This window comes from Polynucleobacter sp. UB-Siik-W21, assembly GCF_018687415.1.
Lineage (GTDB): Bacteria > Pseudomonadota > Gammaproteobacteria > Burkholderiales > Burkholderiaceae > Polynucleobacter.
Genome location: NZ_CP061289.1, coordinates 610297 through 633550 on the forward strand (window position 1 = coordinate 610297; position 23254 = coordinate 633550).

At 46.9% G+C, this 23254-nt stretch carries 20 protein-coding genes and 1 pseudogene; 11 read left to right on the forward strand and 10 right to left on the reverse strand.

The window, feature by feature from the left end:
- The first annotated feature begins 79 nt into the window (after window positions 1–79).
- The 5 genes from oxc to C2756_RS03210 all read left to right on the forward strand — a co-directional run bounded on the left by oxc (window position 80) and on the right by C2756_RS03210 (window position 5797).
- Window positions 80–1789, forward strand: a complete 1710-nt coding sequence (oxc, locus tag C2756_RS03190) for an oxalyl-CoA decarboxylase (protein ID WP_215319976.1) — start codon at window positions 80–82, stop codon at window positions 1787–1789.
- A 91-nt stretch (window positions 1790–1880) separates the two neighbouring features.
- The gene (frc, locus tag C2756_RS03195; protein ID WP_215296613.1) at window positions 1881–3131 is read left to right on the forward strand and encodes a formyl-CoA transferase; all 1251 of its coding nucleotides are present in this window, start codon (window positions 1881–1883) and stop codon (window positions 3129–3131) included.
- A 239-nt stretch (window positions 3132–3370) separates the two neighbouring features.
- The gene (frc, locus tag C2756_RS03200) at window positions 3371–4618 is read left to right on the forward strand and encodes a formyl-CoA transferase (protein ID WP_215319978.1); all 1248 of its coding nucleotides are present in this window, start codon (window positions 3371–3373) and stop codon (window positions 4616–4618) included.
- A gap of 1 nt (window position 4619) precedes the next feature.
- A complete protein-coding gene (locus C2756_RS03205) occupies window positions 4620–5552 on the forward strand; it encodes a methionyl-tRNA formyltransferase (protein ID WP_215319980.1) in 933 nt (310 codons plus the stop codon).
- Window positions 5553–5584: 32 nt separating this feature from the next.
- Window positions 5585–5797, forward strand: coding sequence for a hypothetical protein (locus C2756_RS03210; RefSeq protein WP_215296616.1), 213 nt, complete (start codon window positions 5585–5587; stop codon window positions 5795–5797).
- Window positions 5798–5817: 20 nt separating this feature from the next.
- On the opposite strand, the gene panC is transcribed toward C2756_RS03210, so the two are convergent.
- From panC to metG, 4 genes and pseudogenes are all read right to left on the reverse strand, one after another.
- Window positions 5818–6669, reverse strand: coding sequence for a pantoate--beta-alanine ligase (panC, locus tag C2756_RS03215; protein ID WP_215319982.1), 852 nt, complete (start codon window positions 6667–6669; stop codon window positions 5818–5820).
- Window positions 6666–7541, reverse strand: a complete 876-nt coding sequence (locus C2756_RS03220) for a ScpA family protein (protein WP_215296618.1) — start codon at window positions 7539–7541, stop codon at window positions 6666–6668. The genes panC and C2756_RS03220 overlap by 4 nt, the downstream gene beginning before the upstream one ends.
- Entirely contained in the window at window positions 7534–7722 is a 189-nt protein-coding gene (locus C2756_RS03225) for a DUF3460 family protein (RefSeq protein WP_215296619.1), read from the reverse strand. Before C2756_RS03225 ends, C2756_RS03220 begins: the two co-directional genes overlap by 8 nt.
- A 110-nt stretch (window positions 7723–7832) precedes the next feature.
- Window positions 7833–9497 (reverse strand): annotated as a pseudogene (metG, locus tag C2756_RS03230) (methionine--tRNA ligase); the annotation flags it as partial.
- Window positions 9498–9648: 151 nt separating this feature from the next.
- Between metG and C2756_RS03235 the strand changes: the two are divergent.
- Genes C2756_RS03235 through C2756_RS03245 form a run of 3 tightly spaced genes read left to right on the forward strand, consistent with a single transcriptional unit; the run spans window position 9649 to window position 13418 of the window.
- Entirely contained in the window at window positions 9649–10500 is an 852-nt protein-coding gene (locus C2756_RS03235) for a formate dehydrogenase accessory sulfurtransferase FdhD (RefSeq protein ID WP_216123980.1), read from the forward strand.
- Between the two features lie 39 nt (window positions 10501–10539).
- Complete coding sequence (gene dcd, locus C2756_RS03240; protein ID WP_215296622.1) at window positions 10540–11106, forward strand: dCTP deaminase; 567 nt, start codon at window positions 10540–10542, stop codon at window positions 11104–11106.
- Window positions 11107–11150: 44 nt separating this feature from the next.
- Window positions 11151–13418, forward strand: coding sequence for an arginine/lysine/ornithine decarboxylase (locus C2756_RS03245; protein WP_215319987.1), 2268 nt, complete (start codon window positions 11151–11153; stop codon window positions 13416–13418).
- A 45-nt stretch (window positions 13419–13463) separates the two neighbouring features.
- Here the strand turns inward: C2756_RS03245 and C2756_RS03250 are convergent, their stop codons facing one another.
- Genes C2756_RS03250 through argH form a run of 3 tightly spaced genes read right to left on the reverse strand, consistent with a single transcriptional unit; the run spans window position 13464 to window position 16965 of the window.
- The gene (locus C2756_RS03250) at window positions 13464–14993 is read right to left on the reverse strand and encodes a TRAP transporter large permease subunit (RefSeq protein WP_215319988.1); all 1530 of its coding nucleotides are present in this window, start codon (window positions 14991–14993) and stop codon (window positions 13464–13466) included.
- Complete coding sequence (locus tag C2756_RS03255) at window positions 14990–15541, reverse strand: TRAP transporter small permease subunit (protein WP_215319990.1); 552 nt, start codon at window positions 15539–15541, stop codon at window positions 14990–14992. The genes C2756_RS03250 and C2756_RS03255 overlap by 4 nt, the downstream gene beginning before the upstream one ends.
- A 5-nt stretch (window positions 15542–15546) precedes the next feature.
- On the reverse strand, window positions 15547–16965 hold the full coding sequence (argH, locus tag C2756_RS03260; RefSeq protein ID WP_215319992.1) for an argininosuccinate lyase: 1419 nt from the start codon (window positions 16963–16965) through the stop codon (window positions 15547–15549).
- 43 nt (window positions 16966–17008) lie between these two features.
- Here argH and hemC point away from each other — a divergent pair, with 43 nt between their 5' ends.
- Window positions 17009–17986, forward strand: a complete 978-nt coding sequence (gene hemC, locus C2756_RS03265; protein ID WP_215319994.1) for a hydroxymethylbilane synthase — start codon at window positions 17009–17011, stop codon at window positions 17984–17986.
- Between the two features lie 19 nt (window positions 17987–18005).
- Entirely contained in the window at window positions 18006–18833 is an 828-nt protein-coding gene (locus C2756_RS03270) for a uroporphyrinogen-III synthase (protein WP_215319996.1), read from the forward strand.
- Here C2756_RS03270 and C2756_RS03275 read toward each other — a convergent pair.
- Together C2756_RS03275 and C2756_RS03280 are read right to left on the reverse strand one after the other, a co-directional pair.
- Window positions 18823–19398, reverse strand: a complete 576-nt coding sequence (locus tag C2756_RS03275) for a chorismate lyase (RefSeq protein WP_215319998.1) — start codon at window positions 19396–19398, stop codon at window positions 18823–18825. The genes C2756_RS03270 and C2756_RS03275 overlap by 11 nt on opposite strands.
- 2 nt (window positions 19399–19400) lie before the next feature.
- On the reverse strand, window positions 19401–20906 hold the full coding sequence (locus C2756_RS03280; protein WP_215320000.1) for a DEAD/DEAH box helicase: 1506 nt from the start codon (window positions 20904–20906) through the stop codon (window positions 19401–19403).
- A 252-nt stretch (window positions 20907–21158) separates the two neighbouring features.
- Here C2756_RS03280 and leuE point away from each other — a divergent pair, with 252 nt between their 5' ends.
- The gene (leuE, locus tag C2756_RS03285) at window positions 21159–21836 is read left to right on the forward strand and encodes a leucine efflux protein LeuE (RefSeq protein ID WP_215320002.1); all 678 of its coding nucleotides are present in this window, start codon (window positions 21159–21161) and stop codon (window positions 21834–21836) included.
- Here the strand turns inward: leuE and C2756_RS03290 are convergent, their stop codons facing one another.
- On the reverse strand, window positions 21837–23234 hold the full coding sequence (locus tag C2756_RS03290; protein WP_215320004.1) for an aldehyde dehydrogenase family protein: 1398 nt from the start codon (window positions 23232–23234) through the stop codon (window positions 21837–21839). It lies immediately after the preceding gene.
- Between the last annotated feature and the right edge of the window lie 20 nt (window positions 23235–23254).

Here is a 23254-nt window from a genome sequence, read left to right on the forward strand (position 1 = left end):
AACTTTATTGGAGACAGTAGCGCAAGCTAGATTGCATTAGCTCTCATTCGGGGCTATCCGTAATTCACATAAAAATTCTATGACAACAGATAACCAAAACACCCAATTAACTGATGGCTTTCACCTCGTGATCGATGCACTGAAAGCAAACGACCTCGATACGATTTTTGGTCTTGTTGGTATTCCAATTACTGACTTATGTCGTTTGGCTCAAGCAGAAGGTTTGCGTTTTATTGGCTTCCGTCATGAGCAACATGCTGGTAATGCTGCAGCGATTGCAGGTTACATGACCCAAAAGCCGGGTATCTGTATGACTGTTTCTGCGCCAGGTTTCTTGAACGGTTTAACAGCATTGGCTAACGCTACTGTGAACTGCTTCCCGATGATTTTGATTTCTGGCTCAAGCGAACGTGAAATCGTCGACTTGCAACAAGGCGATTACGAAGAGATGGATCAGCTCAATGCTGCTAAGCCTTATTGCAAGGCTGCTTATCGTATTAATCACATTGAAGATATCGGCATCGGTTTTGCTCGCGCGATTCGTGCAGCAGTTTCTGGTCGTCCAGGTGGCGTGTATTTAGATTTGCCAGCTCAGTTGCTTGCTCAAACCATGCCGGTTGAAGAAGCTAAAAAATCGATCTTCAAAGTAATCGATCCGGTTCCACGTCAGATCCCAGCTGCTGATGCAGTTGCGCGCGCATTAGATGTTCTTAAAGGTGCCAAGCGTCCATTGATTCTCTTGGGCAAAGGCGCTGCATATGCACAAGCTGACAAAGAAATTCGTGACTTAATCGAAAAATCGGGCATCCCTTATTTGCCAATGTCCATGGCGAAAGGCTTGTTGCCAGATAACCATCCACAATCAGCATCTGCAGCACGTTCATTTGTATTGGCTGAAGCTGATGCAGTAATGTTGGTTGGTGCACGCTTGAACTGGTTGCTTGCCCACGGTAAAGGCAAGACATGGGGTAAAGATCCTAAGAAATTTATTCAAATCGATATTCAGGCAAACGAAGTGGATAGCAACGTACAAATCGCTGCGCCATTAATTGGTGATATTAGTTCGTGCGTCAGTGAACTCTTGAAGGGTATTGCTTCAGTACCTAAGCCAAGTGCTGAGTGGATCAATGCCATCAATGAGAAAAAAGATAAGAACATGGCAAAGATGGCTGAAACTTTGGCCAAAGAAGCTACGCCGATGAACTTCCACGGCGCTTTGCGAGTGATTCGTGATGTGATCAAGAAGAATCCAGATGTGAACTTGGTAAACGAAGGTGCCAACACGCTCGACTATTGCCGTGCGATTGTGGATATGTATAAACCTCGTAAACGTTTTGACTCTGGTACTTGGGGCATTATGGGTATTGGTATGGGCTATGCGATTGGCGCTGCAGTTACTAGTGGTTTGCCAACGGTTGCAATTGAAGGCGATAGCGCGTTTGGTTTCAGCGGTATGGAATTGGAAACGGTTTGCCGTTACAACCTGCCAATCACAACGGTTGTATTTAATAACAACGGTGTTTACCGTGGAACTGACGTAAACCCAACAGGCGGAGCTGATGTGGCGCCAACTGTGTTCGTGAAAGATGCCCGTTACGACAAGATGATTGAAGCATTTGGTGGCGTTGGTTACTACGTCACCACCCCAGCAGAATTAGAAGCAGCGTTAACGGAAGCGATTGCTGCCGGTAAACCAGCCCTCATCAATGCTGTTATTGATGAAACTGCAGGTACTGAGAGTGGACGTTTAACGAACTTGAACCCATCCACAGCAAGTGCTAAGAAATAAGCTTCGATTGGGAATTCAACACGGTAATAAAAAGTTAATATTTCGAGATTAAATTTAGAAGCAAACAAGAAACATTTAAGGAGAAACAAACATGACTAAACCATTAGACGGTATTCGCATCATTGACTTCACCCACGTTCAAGCGGGTCCTGCATGTACTCAGCTGTTGGCTTGGTATGGTGCAGACGTTATCAAAGTAGAGCGTCCAGGCTCTGGTGACGTAACGCGAAGCCAATTACGTGACATTCCAGGCGCAGATGCTTTGTACTTCACGATGCTCAACGGTAACAAGCGTTCTTTGACGCTCGACACGAAGACCCAAGAGGGTAAAGAAGTGTTGGAAAAAATGATAAAGACTTCTGATGTGATGGTTGAGAACTTTGGCCCCGGTGCTTTAGATCGTATGGGCTTTTCTTGGAAGCGTATTCAAGAATTGAACCCAAAGATGATCATGGCTTCTGTAAAAGGCTTTAGCGATGGCCATTCATACGAAGACTTAAAAGTGTATGAGAACGTTGCTCAGTGTGCTGGTGGCGCTGCTTCTACTACTGGTTTCTGGGATGGTCCTCCTACAGTTTCTGCAGCAGCATTAGGTGACTCTAATACTGGTATGCACTTGGCAATTGGTATTTTGACTGCTTTGATGCAACGTGAAAAAACAGGCCGTGGTCAAAAAGTTTCTTGCTCAATGCAAGACGCTGTATTGAACTTATGCCGCGTGAAGTTGCGCGATCAACAGCGTTTAGACAAAGTGGGTTACTTGGAAGAGTATCCACAGTACCCACACGGCTCATTCACTGACGTAGTGCCACGTGGCGGTAACGCTGGTGGTGGCGGTCAGCCAGGTTGGGTGTTGAAGTGTAAGGGCTGGGAGACTGATCCAAACGCATACATCTACTTCACCATTCAAGGTCATGCTTGGGAGCCAATTACTAAAGCTTTGGGCAAACCAGAGTGGGCAACTGATCCTGCATACATGACTGCCGAAGCTCGTCAAGACAAGATTTTTGATATCTTTGCAACCATTGAAGATTGGCTCAAAGACAAGACTAAGTACGAAGCTGTGGATATCCTCCGCAAGTTCGATATTCCATGTGCTCCAGTGCTTTCCATGAAAGAATTGGCTGCATCACCAGACTTGCGTAAGAGCGGTTCGATCGTTGAAGTTGACCACAAAGTACGTGGTAAGTATTTGACTATCGGCAGCCCAATCAAGTTCTCTGATTTGGAAATTGAAGTGAAGCCATCTCCTGTGTTGGGTGAGCACACTGATGAAGTGTTATCTGACCTTGGCTACAGTACGGATGACATCGCTAAATTGCACGCAGCTAAAGCGGTTTAATAACAATCACAATTGCTGTTCATTTGAAGGCGCTCCTCGTGAGCGCCTTTTTTATTCCCTAGGCATGATCTGTTAAAGCGCCTTTTGAGCTTGAAAACTCACTGCCATGGCTCCATATGCCCCTAATAAAGGCTTGGTCGTGCTATTTGCTTAAAAATTAGGCATCTATTATTCATCCTGATTTCTCGCTGGTAAAATTGAGTCAATTCAAAATTTTCATTCTTATTAGGACTTAAATCATGGCAAAAGCACTAGAAGGGGTCAAAATCCTCGACTTTACGCACGTTCAATCGGGCCCAACTTGCACTCAGCTGCTGGCTTGGTTTGGTGCAGATGTAATCAAGGTAGAAAAATCAGGCGAAGGGGATGCTACTCGCGGTCAGCTACGTGATATTCCGGATGCGGATAGCTTGTACTTCACAATGCTCAACCACAATAAGCGTTCGATCACTGTCAATACAAAAACCCAAAAGGGCAAAGAAATTCTTGAGCGCCTTATTAAAGAGTGTGACGTATTAGTTGAGAACTTTGCCCCAGGTGCACTCGATCGCATGGGCTTTTCTTGGGAGCGTATTCAAGAGCTCAATCCAATGATGATCATGGCTTCTGTAAAAGGCTTTGGCCCTGGTCCATATGAAGATTGCAAGGTCTATGAGAACGTGGCGCAATGTGCTGGCGGTTCTGCATCGACAACCGGTTTTGATGATGGCCCTCCTATGGTGACTGGCGCACAAATTGGTGACAGCGGAACGGGTTTGCATTTAGCTTTAGGTATTGTGACTGCCCTTTATCAGCGCACTCACTCTGGCCGTGGTCAAAAAGTATTGGCAGCGATGCAAGATGCGGTGTTGAATCTGTGCCGCGTGAAGTTGCGTGATCAACAGCGCCTCGAGCGAGTGGGTTTAATGCAAGAGTATCCACAATTCCCGAACGGTGAGTTTGGCGATGCTGTACCTCGCGCTGGTAATGCCTCTGGTGGTGGTCAGCCAGGCTGGATTGTGAAATGTAAAGGTTGGGAAACTGATCCCAATGCTTACATGTACGTTATAGTGCAAGCCCCAGTTTGGGAGGCGGTCTGTAAAGTCATTGGTCGCGAAGATTGGATTACCGATGTGAGATTTGCTTCGCCAATGGCACGCTTGCCCCATTTGATGGAGATCTTTGGTGAGATTGAAAAGTGGACCATGACTATGACCAAATTTGAAGTCATGGATGTATTGAATCAATACGACATCCCATGCGGTCCAATCTTGTCTATGAAAGAAATCGCTGAAGAGCCTGCACTACGTGCTACTGGTACTGTGGTTGAAGTTGATCATCCTATTCGTGGCAAATACCTCACGGTTGGTAACCCAATTAAGATGTCGGACAGTCCAACTGAAGTTACACGTTCACCTTTATTGGGCGAGCATACCGATGAGATTCTGAGTGAATTAGGTTATTCCACTGATGAATTAATTTCATTACGCCACGATAAGGTGATCTAAGATGCGGGTTGCGTTAATTGGGAGTGCCGATTTTGGTAAAGCTGCCTTAGAGGCTTTTTTAGATCGTGGCGATGAGGTTGTTGCCGTTTTTTGTCCGCCCGACAATCCCAAGTCAACTAAACCAGAGGTACTTAAAGAGGCTGTCTTAGCAAGAGGTTTGAGCCCCCTGCAATTCGCCTCTCTCAAAGGTCCCGAGGCTGCTCAAGCCATGATTGATAGTCAAGCTGATATCTGTGTCATGGCTTATGTATTACAGTTTGTGCCGCAAGAACTTTGCAAGATTCCGAAGCACGGCACGATTCAATACCACCCCTCACTTCTACCAAAATATCGTGGACCAAGCGCTATTAACTGGGCAATTGCTTTGGGCGAAGAAAAAACTGGTCTAACCATTTTCCGTCCATCCGATGGTTTAGATGAAGGTGAAGTCATTCTGCAAAAAGAGGTACCTATCGGCCCTGATGACACATTAGGTAAGATCTACTTTGACCATCTTTTCCCGATTGGTGTGAAGGCATTGCTAGAGACGGCTGATTTGGTAGTTGCAGGCAAACATCAAGAGTTGGTCCAAGATGAATCGCACGCTAACTACGAAGGTTGGTTTGATGCCAATGCTGCCCAAATTCATTGGGCGACACATATTAGTCAAATCTATAACTTGATTCGGGCATGCAATCCAGCCCCTGGCGCATGGACCAAGTTTGGTGAGCAAAAGGTACAGCTCTACGATTGCCACAAGCATGTCGCGGCTACTTTTAGTGCCGTCAAAGGAAAACCTGGCGAAGTAACGCAAATCACTTTAGATTCTTTCTTCGTCGCCTGTCATGGCGGACAAATTGAAGTGCTCAAAGCTAAGGGTGCGGCAGGGAAAGTCACTGGTGCCGAGTTGGCTAAAGAGTTAAATTTACAAGTAGGGCAGTTCTTTACGCTTTAAATCTTTTTCTTGAGCGCTTGCTTAATCAAGTTATGACCAAAGAATCAACAATAGAGTCTGCAGCAGAGGTAAGCCCTCAAATTTCTCCCTCTAAGTCAGGGGTGATTAAGCAAGAGCAAGGTGAGAATCTTGCTGACCATGAACATTCGACCTATCAGAGATCTGCTAATGCAAGAAGGGCAGGTCTTAGTAAGCGTGAAATCATGGAAGAGTTATCTCGCGAAAGATTCCCCTGGGATGAGTAAATCACGGACAAGTCTAGAGATTAAACCTCTAGATTATCAATCAAGCGGGTTTTACCAAGCTTAGCAGCCGTGAGAATCACGAGTGGCTCACCAGCTTGCAAACTTTCATTGGAGGCGGGTGCTAAATCACTTTGTTGGCGGATGGCGATGTAATCTGGTTTCCAGCCGCGCCCCGTAAGAGTGGCAACAGCTTTCATTTCAATCTCGGAGAGTGAATGGGTGTTCTGTTCTTTCAATTGAAGTACTTGCTCGCGAACTTCTTTGAGTACTCTTTGTAATTCAGGCGCTTCTGCACGTTCTTCTGTGGAGAGGTAGCCATTACGAGAGGAGAGAGCAAGACCATCATCAGCACGGATAGTCTCCCCTGCAACAATTTCAACCGGTAACGCAAATTGCTTCGCCATTTGCCGAATAATCATCAGCTGCTGATAATCTTTTTTTCCAAACACGGCTACTTTAGGTTGCACGCAGGAAAAGAGTTTGAGTACGACCGTACAAACACCCTTAAAAAATCCAGGACGAAACTCACCTTCGAGGATATCGCCGAGTTGTTGAGGTGGGTCAACACGGTACTCTTGGGGTTGCGGGTAGAGGTCACGCTCAGTCGGTGCAAATAGGATGTACACGCCTTCTTTTTCAAGCTTTTCGATATCCGCTTGCATCGTGCGTGGATAGCTATCGAAATCCTCATTCGGCCCAAACTGCAAGCGATTTACAAAGATACTGGCAACTACTGGATCCCCATGTTGCCTAGCTAAGCGCATAAGCGAGAGGTGGCCTTCATGCAGGTTACCCATGGTTGGTACGAAAGAAGCACGATTTTGTCCGCGCAGGTGATCGCGCAGCTCTTGAATGTCACTAATAATTTTCATGCAACAGGCGTATAGGCGAGGCGCACATAGATTGGCGCGTATGGCTCAGCTTGGGTAATTTCAATTAAGGCTTCACGAGAGAGTTCCAGCATGGCAATAAAGTTCACAATCACTATTGGAATGCCATTGCCAGATTTGATAGCGTCTTCAAATAATTCACCAAACTCAACAAATTTCGTATTTTGTAAGCGACGTAAAATGCGAGTCATGAAGTCGCGAACAGAGAGTTCTTCACGAGTAATCGTGTGATGCTGATTAAGTTTTGCGCGGTGTAGAACATCACGCCAAGCCATTTGTAAATCTTCTAAATTCACTTCTGGCCATGTGATGGCAACAGTAGTGTCAACAAAGCCATGGGCTACTTGGAAGTCACGACCTTGCTGGGGAATCTGATCTAGTTCTTGTGCAGCCAGTTTCATGCGCTCGTATTCTAAGAGGCGGCGTACTAGTTCTGCGCGGGGATCATCTACCTCTTCTTCGCTATCTGCTTTCTTCATTGGCAGCAACATGCGGGATTTAATTTCAATCAACATCGCCGCCATTAACAAATACTCAGCAGCAAGTTCAAGATTATGGTGACGAATTTGGTCTATATAACTCAGGTACTGTTGAGTAACCTGCGCCATCGGAATATCGAGAACGTTGAAGTTCTGTTTACGAATTAAATACAGCAAAAGGTCGAGTGGCCCTTCAAATGCCTCTAGAAATACTTCAAGTGCATCTGGCGGAATATAAAGATCAGTAGGGAGCTTAAACAGAGGCTCGCCATAAAGCTTGGCGAATGCTTCTGACATTCCATCGGTTACTGATGGAGTGCTATCTAGTAAATCGGATATTGGCTGAGTACTTGGCTCATTGCCTGCATTAGTCATTCGAGTAAACGTAGGCGCGTTGTTTTAATTTGGCGACTTTAGCGCGACGCTGATCTTCAACGGAAAGTGGCTCTTTGTCCCACAAGAGGGCGCGTCCAGCTTGCTGATCTGCCTCGAGGTGTGGTTTCTCAGTTTTGAGTTCACTTAAGAACTGGGTGAATTCAGATTGATATCTTGCCATCGTATTTCCTAAAATACTCAATAAATTCAATAACTTATGGTATTTAATTCCAAAAGTTATCTGGGGACTACGACCACCATTATAGGTGCTTTTTAGCCCCCGTTTTACAAGTTTGCTGCCAGCAAAGCCTCAATTTGAGGGGCTTCAACTCGAGTCATGAGGTGCTTATAGGTCTTGATTGGGTTCTTGCTGGAAAGCGGGGTATTGATATCGCTCCAGGATTGCGGAGGTAGAGAGAGAAATTCTTCTACTCCAATAGCTACCTGCGGAATGACAGGTTTGAGATAAAGACTAAGCATGCGGAAGGCTTCCAAGGTCACACTACAAACACGCTGTAAATCTGCTTCACGCTCTGGAGCTTTAGCGATTTCCCATGGTTTATTTTCATCCACGAAACCGTTGACCTTATCTGCGAGCTCCATGATTGTGCGTAAGGCTTTTGCATATTCGCGTGCTTCATAAAGCGCAGCAATTTTTTCACTGGCCGCAGCAATTTCTTTCAGTAATGGGTTGCTCATGGCTTCATCAGAAACGATGCCGCCAAATCGTTTTACTAAGAAGCCGGCACTGCGACTTGCAATATTGATGTACTTGCCTAACAAATCACTGTTCACACGTGCAACGAAATCTTGAAGATTTAAATCCAAATCTTCCATACTGTCATTTAATTTAGTAGCAAAGTAATAGCGGAACCACTCAGGATTGAAGCCACACTCGATCACACTGCTTGCAGAAATCAATGTGCCGCGTGACTTACTCATCTTCTCGCCATCAACGGTTAAGAAGCCGTGAGCAAATACGTTGGTTGGCGTGCGATAGCCTGCAAATTGCAAAGTAGCAGGCCAAAATAAAGTGTGGAAATACAGAATATCTTTGCCGATGAAATGGTATTGCTCTGTCGTTGTGTCTGGCTTCACCCATTCATCAAAATTGAGGCCTTTAGCTTGGCAGTAATTGAGGAAGCTGGCGTAGTAGCCAATGGGGGCATCCAACCAGACATAGAAGTATTTGCCAGGCGCATCAGGGATTTCAAAGCCGAAATACGGGGCGTCTCGGGAGATATCCCAGTCACCCAACTTGCTATCTCCAGGCTCACCCACCCATTCCTTCATCTTGTTGCGAGCTTCAGGTTGGAGTGGGGTTTTAACTTGGGTCCACTCGCGTAAGAATGCTTCGCAACGTGGATCAGACAACTTAAAGAAGTAGTGATCGGAAATCTTTTTGATTGGGGTTGCACCACTCACTACTGAGAACGGATTTTTTAAATCCGTTGGTGAATAGGTGGCACCACATTTTTCACAGTTGTCACCATACTGATCTTTGGCGCCGCACTTGGGGCACTCACCTTTAATAAAGCGATCTGGTAAAAACATCTCTTTCACAGGATCGTAAGCTTGCTCAATGGCGCGCTTTTCAATGAAGCCTGCATCGCGTAACTTGAGATAAATGCTTTGCGCTAACTTTTCATTCTCAGGGCTATCAGTGGTGTAGTAGTTGTCGAACGAAATTAAAAAGTCATCGAAATCACGTTTATGTTCTTTCCAAACATTGGCGATGAGTTCTTTTGGCGTGATACCTTCTTTTTCAGCGCGCAACATGATCGGGGTGCCGTGGGTATCATCGGCCCCTACGTAATGAACCTCGTGACCACGCATCCGTTGAAAGCGAACCCAGATATCAGTCTGTATATATTCCACCAAATGGCCGATATGGATCTGACCATTGGCATACGGTAAGGCAGAAGTGACAAGAAGGCGACGCTGGGGGCTGCTCATGTAAAGCGGTCTTAAATAAGAAGTAACAAGGTTAAATTAGGGCTTAATCCACAATTATGCGGGTTTGAGCAGTAATTTTAGTCTGCGGTTAAAGTAAAACCCCCGATTAGTCTCGATAAAATACGTTTGTACCCTATTTAGAAGGCGCCCAATGTCAGTAGTGGCAGCAAAACCGAACATTCAGATGTCCAATGCCTCCGTGCCTTTGGTGCACGAGGTAGAGATCATGGATGAGGCGGGGCGGGCTAAGCTTGCTCATATCCCTGGGGAGCGCCCACTGACTATCTACTTAGACAAACGCGAGGTGGTCACCTTGATGACCTTGGGTAGCGCCCCTGAGGCTCTAGTTTTAGGTTATCTAAGAAACCAGCGCCTAGTGGAGTCACCTGATGACATCGAAAGCATCCAAGTTGATTGGGAGACAGACTCTGCCGCAGTCAAGACACGCCGAAGCACGGTGGATATTGATGCTCTCACCAGCAAGCGCGTAGTGACCACGGGTTGTGGCCAGGGCACTATGTTTGGCGGTCTTATGGAGGAGATGTCAGAGATTCGCTTGCCCGATGGACCCAACTTGTCCCAAGAGGCAATTGTTGCATTGGTGGATCACATCCGAGTACATGATTCCATCTATAAAAAATCAGGCTCAGTCCACGCCTGTGCCGTGTTTGAGAGGGCGAAAGATGGAGGGGTCAAACTCCTCCACTTTATTGAGGATGTTGGTCGTCACAACGCGGTCGACTCCATTTCTGGCTTGATGTGGTTGGCAAATAAGCCTGGCAAAGATTTGATCTTCTTTACAACGGGACGCCTCACCTCAGAAATGGTGATTAAAGGCGCTCAAATGGGCGTTCCTTTCTTGCTCACAAGGTCGGGGGTCACCCTCATGGGCTTAGAGCTGGCCCGCAAAACCAATCTGACCATCCTATCCCGCTGTTCCGGTAAACACTTCGAGATCTACAACGCCCCAGAGCGGGTGGTTTTTACCCCAAAACCCCAATAAATTTCTGGGCGGGTGAGGTGAAGGTTTTACAATTCGCCCATGACTATTAAATCTGACCACTGGATCCGCCGTATGGGCGAGCAAGGTATGATCAGCCCATTTGAACCTGGGCAGATCCGCCAAGACGCTGCAGGCAACAAAATCGTTAGTTATGGCACATCAAGTTATGGCTATGACATTCGTTGCGCAGACGAATTTAAGATCTTTACTAACATCAACAGCACGATTGTTGATCCCAAAAATTTTGATGAGCAATCGTTCGTAGATTTTAAGGGCGAGGTTTGCATCATTCCTCCCAATTCATTTGCCTTGGCAAGAACGGTGGAATACTTCAAGATCCCGCGTAGCGTCTTAACAGTTTGCGTAGGTAAGAGCACCTATGCACGTTGCGGCATCATCGTGAACGTCACGCCATTTGAACCTGAGTGGGAAGGTTATGTCACTTTAGAGTTTTCAAATACCACACCATTACCTGCCAAAATTTATGCAGGCGAAGGTTGTGCACAAGTGCTCTTCTTTGAGAGTGATGAAGTGTGTGGCACATCTTATAAAGATCGCGGTGGTAAGTATCAAGGTCAGCGGGGCGTGACCCTGCCTAAGACTTAAATTTTTCTGTCATAAATTCGAGTTCGTAAACCTAAAGGGTTGCCATGAAATTTCGTTTCCCAATCATCATTATTGATGAGGATTTTCGTTCCGAAAATATTTCGGGTTCTGGTATTCGCGATCTTGCTGAGGCAATCGAAAGCGAAGGCATGGAGGTTATTGGCTTAACCAGTTATGGTGACCTGACTTCATTTGCTCAGCAAGCCTCCCGCGCTTCATCATTTATCGTCTCGATCGATGATGAAGAGTTTGTTTCTGATTCTGAAGACCATGATCTTCCAGCGCTCAATAATCTCCGCGCATTTATTACTGAGGTCCGTAAACGTAACGAAGATATTCCGATCTTCTTGTATGGCGAGACTCGTACCTCACGCCATATGCCTAATGATATTCTGCGTGAGCTTCATGGTTTCATTCATATGAATGAAGACACCCCAGAATTCGTGGCGCGTCACATTATTCGTGAAGCTAAGGTTTATCTTGATTCTCTAGCACCCCCTTTCTTTCGCGCCCTCACGAACTACGCTTCAGAAGGTTCTTACTCCTGGCATTGCCCAGGGCACTCAGGTGGCGTAGCTTTCCTTAAGAGCCCAGTAGGCCGGATGTTTCATCAATTCTTTGGTGAGAACATGCTGCGTGCTGACGTTTGCAATGCCGTAGAAGAATTAGGTCAGCTCTTAGACCATACCGGACCAGTCTTGCAGAGTGAGCGCAATGCAGCCCGCATTTTCAATGCTGACCATTTGTTCTTTGTCACTAATGGCACCTCTACATCTAACAAGATTGTTTGGCATTCGACAGTAGCTCCTGGCGATGTCGTCTTGGTAGACCGTAACTGCCATAAGTCTGTGATTCACTCCATCACGATGATGGGCGCAATCCCCATTTTCTTAATGCCAACGCGCAATCATTTAGGCATTATTGGACCGATTCCAAAAGAAGAATTTGAGTGGGCCAATATCAAGAAAAAAATTGATGCCAATCCATTCATTAAGAATAAGAATGCTGTCCCTCGCGTGATGACGCTCACTCAGAGCACCTATGATGGCATTGTCTATAACGTCGAGATGATCAAAGAGATGCTTGACGGTAAAGTCGATTCACTGCACTTTGATGAAGCTTGGTTGCCGCATGCTGCCTTCCATCCCTTCTATAAGGATATGCACGCGATTGGCTCTGATCGTAAGCGCACCAAGAAGAGTTTGATGTTTGCCACCCAATCAACCCATAAGTTATTAGCTGGTCTCTCACAGGCCTCGCAAGTCTTGGTCCAAGATGCGGAAGATACGAAGTTAGACCGTGATTGCTTCAACGAAGCCTACTTGATGCACACCTCCACTAGTCCACAGTACGCGATCATTGCGTCTTGTGACGTATCTGCTGCCATGATGGAATCTCCAGGTGGCACTACCTTGGTTGAGGAATCGATTGCAGAAGCCATGGACTTCCGTCGTGCGATGCGTGAGGTGGATGATAAATTTGGCGCTGATTGGTGGTTTAAGGTTTGGGGCCCAGATCATTTGGCGGAAGAGGGTATTGGCGAGCGCTCTGACTGGGTATTGGAGCCCAATGCAAGCTGGCATGACTTTGGCAAACTCGCCAAAGGCTTCAATATGCTTGATCCCATTAAGGCAACAGTTGTGACCCCTGGCTTAGATATCGAAGGTAACTTTGGTTCTATGGGCATTCCAGCGAGCATCGTGACTAAATATCTTGCAGAGCATGGTGTGATCGTGGAGAAGTGTGGCCTTTACTCCTTCTTCATTATGTTTACCATCGGTATCACTAAAGGGCGTTGGAATACGCTTGTAACCGAATTGCAGCAGTTCAAAGATCACTTTGATAAAAATGCACCTCTCTGGAAAGTCTTGCCTGAGTTTGTAGCAAAACACCCACGCTATGAGCGCGTTGGCCTAAAAGATATCTGCCAACAGATTCATGAGTTCTATAAGAGTCGCAATGTAGCGCGCATGACGACAGAGATGTATACCTCTGATATGGAGCCAGCGATGATGCCTTCAGAAGCTTGGGCCAAGATGGCGCATAAAGAAGTGGATCGTGTACCGCTGGATAAATTAGATGGTCGTGTCACAGCGATGTTAGTTACTCCATATCCACCAGGCATCCCCCTCTTGATTCCAGGTGAGCGCTTTAACAAACGAATCGTGGACTATCTCTACTTTGCGCGGGACTTTAATGAAAAGTTCCCAGGCTTTGAGACTGATATCCATGGCTTAGTGAAAGCTGATCTAGATGGACGTAGTGAATACTACGTGGATTGCGTCAGGCAAGAGCGCGATATCACGCTTTAAGTCTGCTTGAGGATAAGGGCCATGCCCTGCTTCTGCGAGGTCTTCTTATTTAACTGGCTTATCTAGCTGAAAGTTTACTGGTGCATCCTCATCTACTTTGCTCGTCGAGTTATCTGATTTATTTTCTTCACCAGTGAAATTGAATTCCTGACTTTGCACAATTGCGGCAGGTTTATCCAAGAGAGTAGTGACTAGCGCTGGAAAAGCCATCACTAAGACAACCATCATGAGTTGCAGTCCCACCCATGGCAATGCACCCCAATAAATGTCACCACTTTTCACCTCTTTTGGCGCTACACCTCTGAGATAGAAGAGCGCAAAGCCAAAAGGAGGGTGCATAAAAGAAGTTTGCATATTCACGCACAGCATCACACCAAACCAAACTAGAGCTGCACTTGCTGCGGCTTGTGGATTCCCATTCATTGAGTCGAGCAATACGGGTGAGAGTAACTTGACTGCTACTGGGGCAAGTAAGGGCACCACAATAAAGGCGATTTCGAAGAAGTCTAGGAAGAACGCTAAGAAAAACACAAAAAGGTTCACAACGATCAGAAAGCCAATCCAGCCACCAGGCAGGCTTGAAAAAAGTTCCTCAATCCAGCGACCCCCATCGACCCCTTGAAAGACTACTGAGAAACAAGTCGAGCCAATCAAAATGAAGACCACCATCGCTGTAATCCGCATGGTGTTTTGATAGGCCTCTTGAATGAGCCCTTTGAGATTGGGAATATTTGCGCGTCGTATCCAGGCGAGTAACAATGCACCCATCGCACCCATGGCGCCTGATTCTGTAGGAGTAGCAATCCCAGTCATGATGGTGCCAAGCACTAAGAAGATGAGTACTGCTGAGGGAATGATGCCCATGAGACATTTTTTCCAGAGAGACCAGCCCTTAAGCGTCAACTCACCCTCAGGGGCAGGTGGCAAATCATCTGGACGAATGCGTGCCAAGAAAAAAGTGTAAAGAGCAAATAAGGCAATTTGTAAAAGCGAAGGCCCCCATGCACCTAGATACATACTGCCCACATCTGCACTACCGCTTTGGGTTTTGAGTTGATCGGCTAAAACAATCAGAACTAGCGACGGGGGAACAAGTTGGGTAATCGTTCCAGAAGCCGCTAAAACGCCCGTAGCGTAGCGCATGTTGTATCCATAACGCATCATTATCGGCAAAGAGATCATCGCCATAGCGATCACCTGAGCCGCTACAGTGCCCGTAATTGCTCCCAAAATAAAGCCGACAATGATCACGGAATATCCTAGGCCTCCACGTACTCTGCCAAAGAGCTGCCCCATCGAGTCCAGCATTTCTTCGGCGAGGCCACAGCGTTCAAGGATCGCACCCATAAAGGTAAAGAAGGGGATTGCTAGAAGAAGATCATTGGCTAGAACACTACCGAAGATGCGCTGAGGTATGGCTTGTAAAAAAGCTATACCAAAAAAGCCTTCGCTCATGGCAATGAGAGAGAAGAATAAACCAGCCGCCATTAATGAGAATGCCACCGGAAAGCCAATCAACATAAAGATGACTAGACCGCCAAACATCAAGGGAGGCATCCATTCTAGGGAGATCATTGCATGGGCTTTTCGTAATGGAGATCTTCAACTGGCAAGATCATCTTCCCCCTGAGTGCGCCGATGCGTTTGATCATTTCAGATAAGCCTTGCAGGCTCAACATAAAAAAACCAAAGGGCACAATCAATTTAATGGGGTAACGCGCAAGACCACCGGAGTTCATCGAATGTTCCATCACTAACCAGGATGGATAGAAGAGGGTAGTCCACGAGAGCCAAGTAAATAGCAGGCAGGCAGGCATTAAAAAAAACGTCAAACCAAAAAGATCTACCCAGAGTCGACCCCGATCTGAGAGTTGGGAGTAAATCAGATCAACCCGGACATGCTCATTACGCTTCAGGGTGTATGAAGTACCCAACATGACTGCAGCAGCAAACAAGTACCACTGTAATTCGAGTGGCCAGTTATTGCTGATATCAAGACCATAGCGGAGTAATGCGTTTGCCGCGGAGACTACACAAGACAATAGAATCATGATGCTAGCGGCCTTGCCTAGCAATTGATTAACGCGATCAATACCCGAAGAGAGTTTGGACCAAAACCCCATGTGATCTAGAGATCTGCACGGCCTCGCTTAATGGCAGCGAGTACTTGTATGGGTGCTGTACCACCAGCATGCTGACGAGATTGCACAGAGCCATCAACAGTGAGCAATGCAAAGACATCATCGCCAATGAGCTCTGGGCGATTATCTAAGCCACAAGCAAAGCGCAGTTCAGACAAGCTCAGATCAGTCAGCATGCAGTTTCTGCCAACGCAAGCTTTCACGGCGTGTGCAACAGCTTCATGGGCGTCGCGGAATGCTAAACCTTTCTTCACCAAGTAGTCTGCTAAGTCGGTGGCGGTTGCAAACCCTTCTTCAGCAGCAGCTTTCATCACATCAGCCTTGACTTCAATATGGGGAACCATATCAGCAAAGATGCGTAAGGTATCTTGCACAGTGTCAACTGCATCAAATAAAGGCTCTTTGTCTTCCTGATTGTCTTTGTTATATGCCAAAGGCTGACTCTTCATTAACGTCAATAAAGAAATCAAGTCACCATAGACGCGACCCGTTTTACCCCGTGCTAATTCTGGAACATCAGGGTTTTTCTTTTGCGGCATGATTGAGCTTCCTGTGCAGAAGCGATCTGGTAAATCGATAAAGCCAAAGCGTGGGCTCAGCCAAAGCACAAGCTCTTCTGATAGGCGAGAAACATGCATCATTAAAATAGATGCAAAAGCACAGAACTCAATCGCAAAGTCACGATCTGACACCGCATCTAAAGAGTTATTGCAGATACCGTCAAAACCGAGAGTCTTGGCAACTTGCTCGCGATCAATCGGATAGGTAGTACCAGCTAATGCAGCGGCACCGAGAGGTAAGCGGTTAAAGCGAGCGCGTAAATCTGCCAGGCGACTTGCATCACGACTAAACATTTCGTAATAGGCCATCAAGTGATGACCAAAGGTAATGGGCTGGGCTACTTGAAGATGCGTATGACCCGGCATGATGGTGCCAGCATGCTTTTCTGCAAGATCCAATAGGGCGGTACGCAAGGTTTTTAAAGTGGCAGCAATCTCATCTACACTGCCACGCAACCACAAGCGCAAATCAGTAGCTACTTGATCGTTCCGCGAGCGACCGGTATGCAGGCGCTTACCTGCATCACCGACAAGCTCCGTTAGGCGGGCTTCAATATTGAGGTGGACATCTTCTAGCGCTAATTGCCAGTGAAATTCACCGGCCTCAATCTCACTTTTAATCTGAGCCATCCCTTTTTGAATGTCAGCTAAATCCTGGGCGCTGATGATCTTTTGGGCTGCTAGCATTTGGGCGTGAGCCAAGGAACCTGCGATATCGACCATCGCAAAGCGTTGATCAAAGCCAATAGAGGCTGTATAACGTTGAACAAGTTCGTCAACCGGTTCAGCGAAACGGGCCGACCAAGCTTGGGCTTTGTTGGCTAGGGAATTTTTGGATGAGCTCATAAACACAGTATATTGGTGTAGGTCTTTAATTATTTTAAATGTTATGTCCCAAAACTTAAATTCTGCATCCCCTTCAAGCGCTCTGGAAGCCCCAAAGCGTCTAGTTATCGCCTCCCGTGAAAGTCGTCTGGCTATGTGGCAAGCCGAACACGTGCGAGATTGCCTCAAAAAGCTCTATCCTGGCTGCGACGTGCAGATTCTGGGGATGACCACTCGGGGAGACCAAATTTTGGATCGAGCCCTCTCTAAAGTAGGTGGCAAGGGCCTTTTCGTCAAAGAATTAGAAACTGCCCTCGAAGATGGAAGAGCAGATTTAGCGGTACATTCCCTCAAAGATGTACCGATGGTGATGCCTGAGGGGTTCGATCTATCTTGTGTGATGGCTAGAGAAGATGCCCGTGATGCCTTCGTATCCAATGATTATGCAAGCCTGGAAGATCTTCCAAAAGGTGCTGTTGTAGGCACCTCGAGTTTACGTCGCGAATCCGTACTCCGCGCTAAATTTCCTGATTTAGAAATTCAACCTTTACGTGGCAACTTAGATACGCGTATGAGTAAGTTGGATCGTGGCGAGTATCAAGCCATTATTTTGGCTGCAGCGGGATTAAAGCGCTTAGGTTTAGAAAATCGTATTCGTGCTTGTCTTCCGTACGATCCCTACACACCAGCCGCTGGGCAAGGTGCTTTAGGGATTGAGACGCTTAGCAGTCATCCAAAAATTAAGCAATGGTTGTCGCCACTCAATGACCTGCCAACCCTATATGCTGTCTCAGCAGAACGCATGGTCTCGCGTCAGTTAGGCGGTTCTTGTGAAGTACCCTTGGCAGCGCATGCCGTATGGGATCAGAACCAAATGCAAATTCGGTCTTTTGTCGCCAGCACCGATGGCAAAGCAATTTGTTTGGCCAATGGCAATGCATCGGTTCAGTCAGTGGAAGATGCCGAAGCTTTGGGGCTTGCGGTTGCAAAAGATTTACTCGCTCAGGGCGCTGCTGATTTAATTCCAAACATCCCAAAATAAAATTTGATTAATAGTTGCGATGAGCACAAAAACGATTGTGATCACCAGGCCGAGCGGTCAAGCTCGCCAGTTGATCGAAGTGCTCACCCAAACTATCGAGAAGAGCGGGATTGCTAAGCGAAGTCTGCCAGAAATCGTTGCACTTCCTTTGTTAACGATTATTCCTAAGGATGATGAGCAGCTTGCTGACCACATCGCTAGCGCCTTAAAAGATGCTGACTTGGCAATCTTTGTTAGCCCTAATGCCGTTGAATCTGTCATGCGCTTGCTTGAGCGGGAGTGGCAAGACTTTTCTAAGAAGATTATTCCGATTGGCGTCATGGGTGGAAGTAGTGCTTTAGCCCTCAGGAACCATGGCATTGGGTCAGAAGAAAATCCGACCCCTGTGTTGATGCCGAAAAATAATGAGCAATGGGATTCAGAAGGATTGTGGCAAGAGCTGCAAGGGCTGCAGTGGGATTGGCTAAATAAGAAGGTTGTGATTTTTAAGGGTGAAGGCGGCCGCGATTGGCTGGCAGAGACCCTCAAAAAGTCTGGCGCAAGAGTAGAAGCCATCTCTACATACACTCGTGTGCCCTTGGATACTCATAACCCCGCATGGCACGCCATACAGCAAATGGATGTTTCTAAATCTCTTTGGCTGTTAACCTCATCAGAGGCAGTACGTTATCTTGGTCAAGTGATGAAGGATCAATTGGTGCAGGGCTTGCAAAGTGCTAGTGCCTTATGTCCGCATCACAATATCGCTGATGCAGCCAAATCCATTGGCTTTGGTGAAGTGTTTACTACCGAGTCAGGCGATGAAGCCTTAATTAAGGCCACATTGGCTTGGCTCACTATTTTATAGTTGAGTAGTTGAGTAGGGCTGGTAAGAAAATTTCGTTCACCAAAATTGGGTGACCCTTTAAACGATAAAGGGTACGCCGTGCCCACAACGGTGAGCTCAGACCAACATGACTCTTTGAGCATTTTTTCCATAGAGCACTGCTTTTATCTAAGCGAGCAATATCGCGAGCAGGCTTTACTTTCGAGTGCATGCGCGTTTTCGCAAAGAGCACTGCACCTAATGGCTTTGTGCCTAAGCGCAATACTGCATGATTGCTACCACTCGCACTGAAAGTAGGGATGACGCTATGCGCCATGACGAGAGGAATATTATTCACGCAGAGCAAAACCTCACGAACGCGACAGCGTCTGATCTTGAAATGAAAATAGCGACTCTCATCGCTATTTAAGGTTTGAGGACAATCACGCAAAACCTGAACTTGCAGTTTTTGACCTATCGCATTCTCAATTTTTTGGGTTAGAGACCCAGTGTCGCTTAGCCATAGTTGCCACTTTCGTGGCGCCCGATGAATTTGACCGGAACCGACTCGATTCCATGCAGAACGGAGACGATTGCGGTCAGTCATATTTAGCTACCGCTAAAGTTACGACGTTGGCCGCCAGACTTTGGTTTGGCAAAGCGTGGGCCGGCCGGACGTGCAGGACGGGAATCCGCAGAACGTGCAGGACGTGAATCCGCTGAGCGAGCTGGACGGGAGTCACCTGAGCGGCTTCCACTTGTATTACCGCCGCCACCGCCACCAAAGCGTGACTCAGAACGAGCGCCGGAGCCATAGCGACCACCACCGCCGCCTGAGCGATTACCGCCAAAGCCGCCGCCAGAGCGACCACCACCAGGGCGGCCACCGCCACCACCAAAGCTAGGCTTGGCTTGTGGCTCAAGACCTGCGATGACTGAAGCAACAATATCTTGTTGAGTAAAGCGTTCGATATTACGAATCTTGGCGCGATCGCGATGTTCAACCAAAGTGATTGCAACGCCATTACGACCAGCGCGACCTGTACGACCAATGCGGTGTGTATAGTCTTCAGGCTTCATTGGCAGACCAAAGTTAATGACGTGACTAATGCGTGGCACATCAATACCACGAGCCGCTACGTCGGTTGCTACCAAAATCTTGGTATGACCTTTACGAAGTGATTCGAGACGACGCATCCGCACAGCTTGAGGCATTGCACCGTGCAGGGCAGTAGCTTCGTAGCCATTAGCACGCAAGGTATCAGCGATCTTTTCGCTTTCTACTTGAGTGCTTGCAAACACAACCGCTTGATCCAAAGAGGCGTCAGCCAAAATATGCTCAAGGAGTTTGTGCTTGTGCGACATGCTGTCAGCCCAGTGCAACTTCTGCTCAATGTTGGCGTGCTTTTCACCGGCGTGAGCAAGTTCGATACGCTTGGCATCTGTAGTCAACTCGTTTGCTAAAGACATAATCTTGGGCGCAAAAGTTGCAGAGAACATCAAGGTTTGGTTGCGACCAGCACAACGTTTGTCAATCGCTTCTAGATCATCAGCAAATCCCATGTCGAGCATGCGATCAGCTTCGTCAATCACGAGCTGCTTAACATCATCTAAACGAATTGCTTTGCTATCGCACAAGTCGAGTAAACGACCTGGGGTTGCAACAACTAGTAATGCACCTTTTAATGCTTGGATTTGTTTGCCGTAAGGCATACCACCCATGACAGTAGCGATGCGGATGCCTTTCATGCCACGAACTAAGTTCACTGCATCGGCGGCAACCTGTTGCGCCAACTCACGAGTAGGGCAGAGCACTAATACTTTAGGTTGTGCACGACCGGGTACTGGTGAATTATTTGGGTTGCTTTCAATCAGTTGATTAATTAAAGGCAATAAAAAGGCTGCGGTTTTACCGCTACCGGTTTGGCTGCTGACCAATAAGTCGCCACCGGCCAAAGCAGCAGGGATAACCTGAGCTTGCACAGCAGTAGCTTGGGTGAAACCCAGTTCAGCAACGTTTTTAAGAAGTGGCGCCGCTAAGGCGAAATTCTGGAATTCAGTTCCAGTGCTCTTTGAGTCATTCGACTCAGGTTTAGTTTCTTTAGAAAAAGTCATGCTCTTACACATCCCCTTAAAGGGATGTCTCCGTATGTTGCACCCATGGTTTTTTATAGGGTGCGATGGTCAAAGGCATCGACCATCAGACAAGCGGCAGCGCGTTTTTTTAACTTCGGTGTTTATAACTTCTAAACGATACGCTGAAATAGAGCTGGGGGGCGATGAATCATATTGCTTAAAAAAGCCTCCCATTATGGCAGTTTGAGACTGTGATTACAAGGGTTTTCCCGAATTAATTATGATGTTGTGATGGAATGGTTCACATTAAGCCTCTTATCACCTTCAAATGCAGGAATCGTGGACTTCTCAAGTTATTTGCTTGGGACGCTGCTCATCATCTTGCTACCTGGCCCTAATTCGCTTTATGTATTAACAATTGCAACGCAAAGGGGTTGGCGTGCTGGCGCTTGGGGTGCGCTTGGAATATTCATCGGCGATTTAGTGTTGATGAGTGCTGTTGCTCTAGGAGCCGCCTCACTCTTGATGTCCTCACCTTTACTGTTTCATTGTGTACGCATCATCGGGGCAATCTATTTGGTTTGGTTGGGAATAGGTTTACTACGAAGCGGGCAACAGCGCTGGACGACGCAATCGCATTCAAAAGTATTTGAAATTCAAGCGCGCTTAATGCAATTACATCCGCTGCTCGCTGCACTCTCACTTTCCTTAACAAACCCTAAAGCAATCTTTTTCTTTATCGCTTTCTTCTCGCAATTTATTCGGCCAGATTTTGCACATCCAGCCCTGACTTTTATTTACCTTGCAACGGTTCTGCAGATGATGAGCATGACCCATCTAACAGGGCTGATCTTTATTGGGCAATTTTTCTCAAAGTATTTCAAGCATCACTACCGCTTTACTGCGGCATTATGGATGCTTGCAGGCATCCTATTTATTGGATTTGCAATTCGTTTAATAGTTGACTGACTACTTTAAGCGACGCAACAACTGCTCCACTTTTTTTCCATAAGGCGGACGCACAGCTTGAGTGCCCTTTAAGAGGCTTGTGCCAAACAGCCCACGCACTTGAAGAATTGGTTTTTGGTGACTAAAGGTATCAAAGCCTGTTTTACCGTGATAGCTGCCCATGCCGCTAGCCCCCACGCCGCCAAAAGGTAAGGAATCAACGGTGGCATGCAAGAAGACATCGTTAATGGTGATGCCGCCAGAGCGCGTATTCTCCATCACTTGCTGCAAATGCTTTTTGTTTTTACCAAACCAGTACAAGGCTAAAGGGTTCGGTGTGCTATTGACATAAGCGATAGCTGCCACAGTATCGGCTACGGGGATGATTGGCAAAATCGGGCCAAAGATTTCTTCGTGCAGTACCCGAGCATCATGAGGAACATCAATTAAAGCAAGGGGTTCAAAGCGTCTTCCACCTGCAGCAGGATTATTCAATAGCGGGATGACTTTTGCACCACGCTCCACGGCATCACTAACAAGGTGCTGCCAACGCTCTAGCTGGGCATCATCAATCGGGCCAGTCAGCTCTTCTGGGTTACTAAATTGAGTCTGTGCTGCTGCTTGCAGTTCTTGAATGAACTCAGCCTGACTGCTACTTTCAATGAGGACATAGTCGGGCGCAATACAAGTTTGACCGCTATTGAGCAACTTGCCATAAGCAATCGCTGCAGCAGTATCCTTAAGTTTTGCAGAGGTATCAACAATGGCAGGGGTCTTGCCGCCAAGTTCTAGTGTCACTGGTGTTAGGTTTTCTGCGGCTGCGCGCATCACCTTTTTGCCTATAGCCTCTGATCCAGTAAATAATAAATGGGCAAATGGTAGAGCGGCAAATGGTTCCGCTACATCAGGACCGCCAGTGCTGACGCAAAATTCACTAGGGTGAAAGTATTCTTGAATTAAGCCTGCCAAAAATCCAGAGGTACGTGAGCTCCGTTCGGAGGGCTTTAGCCAAACGCGATTGCCAGCAGCTAATGCAGCAATAGCAGGAAGGAGAGCTAACTGTATTGGATAGTTCCAAGGGCTCATGATGCCAACAACGCCAATCGATTGGTTTTCTAGCCATGCGTCTGAAGAGCCCATATACCAGGGGGTTTCCATGGGTACTGGTCTCATCCAGTGTTTTAGATGCTTGCGAGTGTATTTGCAGGCTTGATACACCATCTGAAATTCAGCGAGGCGAGTTTCGATCGGATGGCGAACGCCAAAATCAGCGATCAAGGCCTTGCATAGCTTTTCTTCATTGGCCGCAATCATTTTTTCAATTCGACCAATGCGCTCGAGCCTCACTTCTAGGGTGGGGTTAGGTTCAGCTGCGTAGGCTGCTTTGATTTCATCAAACTGGATAGTGAAGCGATTCATAGCGGATTAATAGTTGGCAA

Bases quoted from the DNA above. Each gene is read 5' to 3' on its own strand.
- C2756_RS03255 (WP_215319990.1), bottom strand. From the start codon at position 15,541: ATGGGGTTTTGGTCCAAACTCTCTTCGGGTATTGATCGCGTTAATCAA.
- dcd (WP_215296622.1), top strand. From the start codon at position 10,540: ATGACTATTAAATCTGACCACTGGATCCGCCGTATGGGCGAGCAAGGT.
- hemC (WP_215319994.1), top strand. From the start codon at position 17,009: ATGTCCCAAAACTTAAATTCTGCATCCCCTTCAAGCGCTCTGGAAGCC.
- argH (WP_215319992.1), bottom strand. From the start codon at position 16,965: ATGAGCTCATCCAAAAATTCCCTAGCCAACAAAGCCCAAGCTTGGTCG.
- C2756_RS03245 (WP_215319987.1), top strand. From the start codon at position 11,151: ATGAAATTTCGTTTCCCAATCATCATTATTGATGAGGATTTTCGTTCC.
- C2756_RS03235 (WP_216123980.1), top strand. From the start codon at position 9,649: ATGTCAGTAGTGGCAGCAAAACCGAACATTCAGATGTCCAATGCCTCC.
- C2756_RS03220 (WP_215296618.1), bottom strand. From the start codon at position 7,541: ATGACTAATGCAGGCAATGAGCCAAGTACTCAGCCAATATCCGATTTA.
- leuE (WP_215320002.1), top strand. From the start codon at position 21,159: ATGGAATGGTTCACATTAAGCCTCTTATCACCTTCAAATGCAGGAATC.
- C2756_RS03290 (WP_215320004.1), bottom strand. From the start codon at position 23,234: ATGAATCGCTTCACTATCCAGTTTGATGAAATCAAAGCAGCCTACGCA.
- frc (WP_215319978.1), top strand. From the start codon at position 3,371: ATGGCAAAAGCACTAGAAGGGGTCAAAATCCTCGACTTTACGCACGTT.
- oxc (WP_215319976.1), top strand. From the start codon at position 80: ATGACAACAGATAACCAAAACACCCAATTAACTGATGGCTTTCACCTC.
- C2756_RS03250 (WP_215319988.1), bottom strand. From the start codon at position 14,993: ATGATCTCCCTAGAATGGATGCCTCCCTTGATGTTTGGCGGTCTAGTC.
- C2756_RS03225 (WP_215296619.1), bottom strand. From the start codon at position 7,722: ATGGCAAGATATCAATCTGAATTCACCCAGTTCTTAAGTGAACTCAAA.
- panC (WP_215319982.1), bottom strand. From the start codon at position 6,669: ATGAAAATTATTAGTGACATTCAAGAGCTGCGCGATCACCTGCGCGGA.
- C2756_RS03210 (WP_215296616.1), top strand. From the start codon at position 5,585: ATGACCAAAGAATCAACAATAGAGTCTGCAGCAGAGGTAAGCCCTCAA.
- C2756_RS03270 (WP_215319996.1), top strand. From the start codon at position 18,006: ATGAGCACAAAAACGATTGTGATCACCAGGCCGAGCGGTCAAGCTCGC.
- C2756_RS03205 (WP_215319980.1), top strand. From the start codon at position 4,620: ATGCGGGTTGCGTTAATTGGGAGTGCCGATTTTGGTAAAGCTGCCTTA.
- frc (WP_215296613.1), top strand. From the start codon at position 1,881: ATGACTAAACCATTAGACGGTATTCGCATCATTGACTTCACCCACGTT.
- C2756_RS03275 (WP_215319998.1), bottom strand. From the start codon at position 19,398: ATGACTGACCGCAATCGTCTCCGTTCTGCATGGAATCGAGTCGGTTCC.
- C2756_RS03280 (WP_215320000.1), bottom strand. From the start codon at position 20,906: ATGACTTTTTCTAAAGAAACTAAACCTGAGTCGAATGACTCAAAGAGC.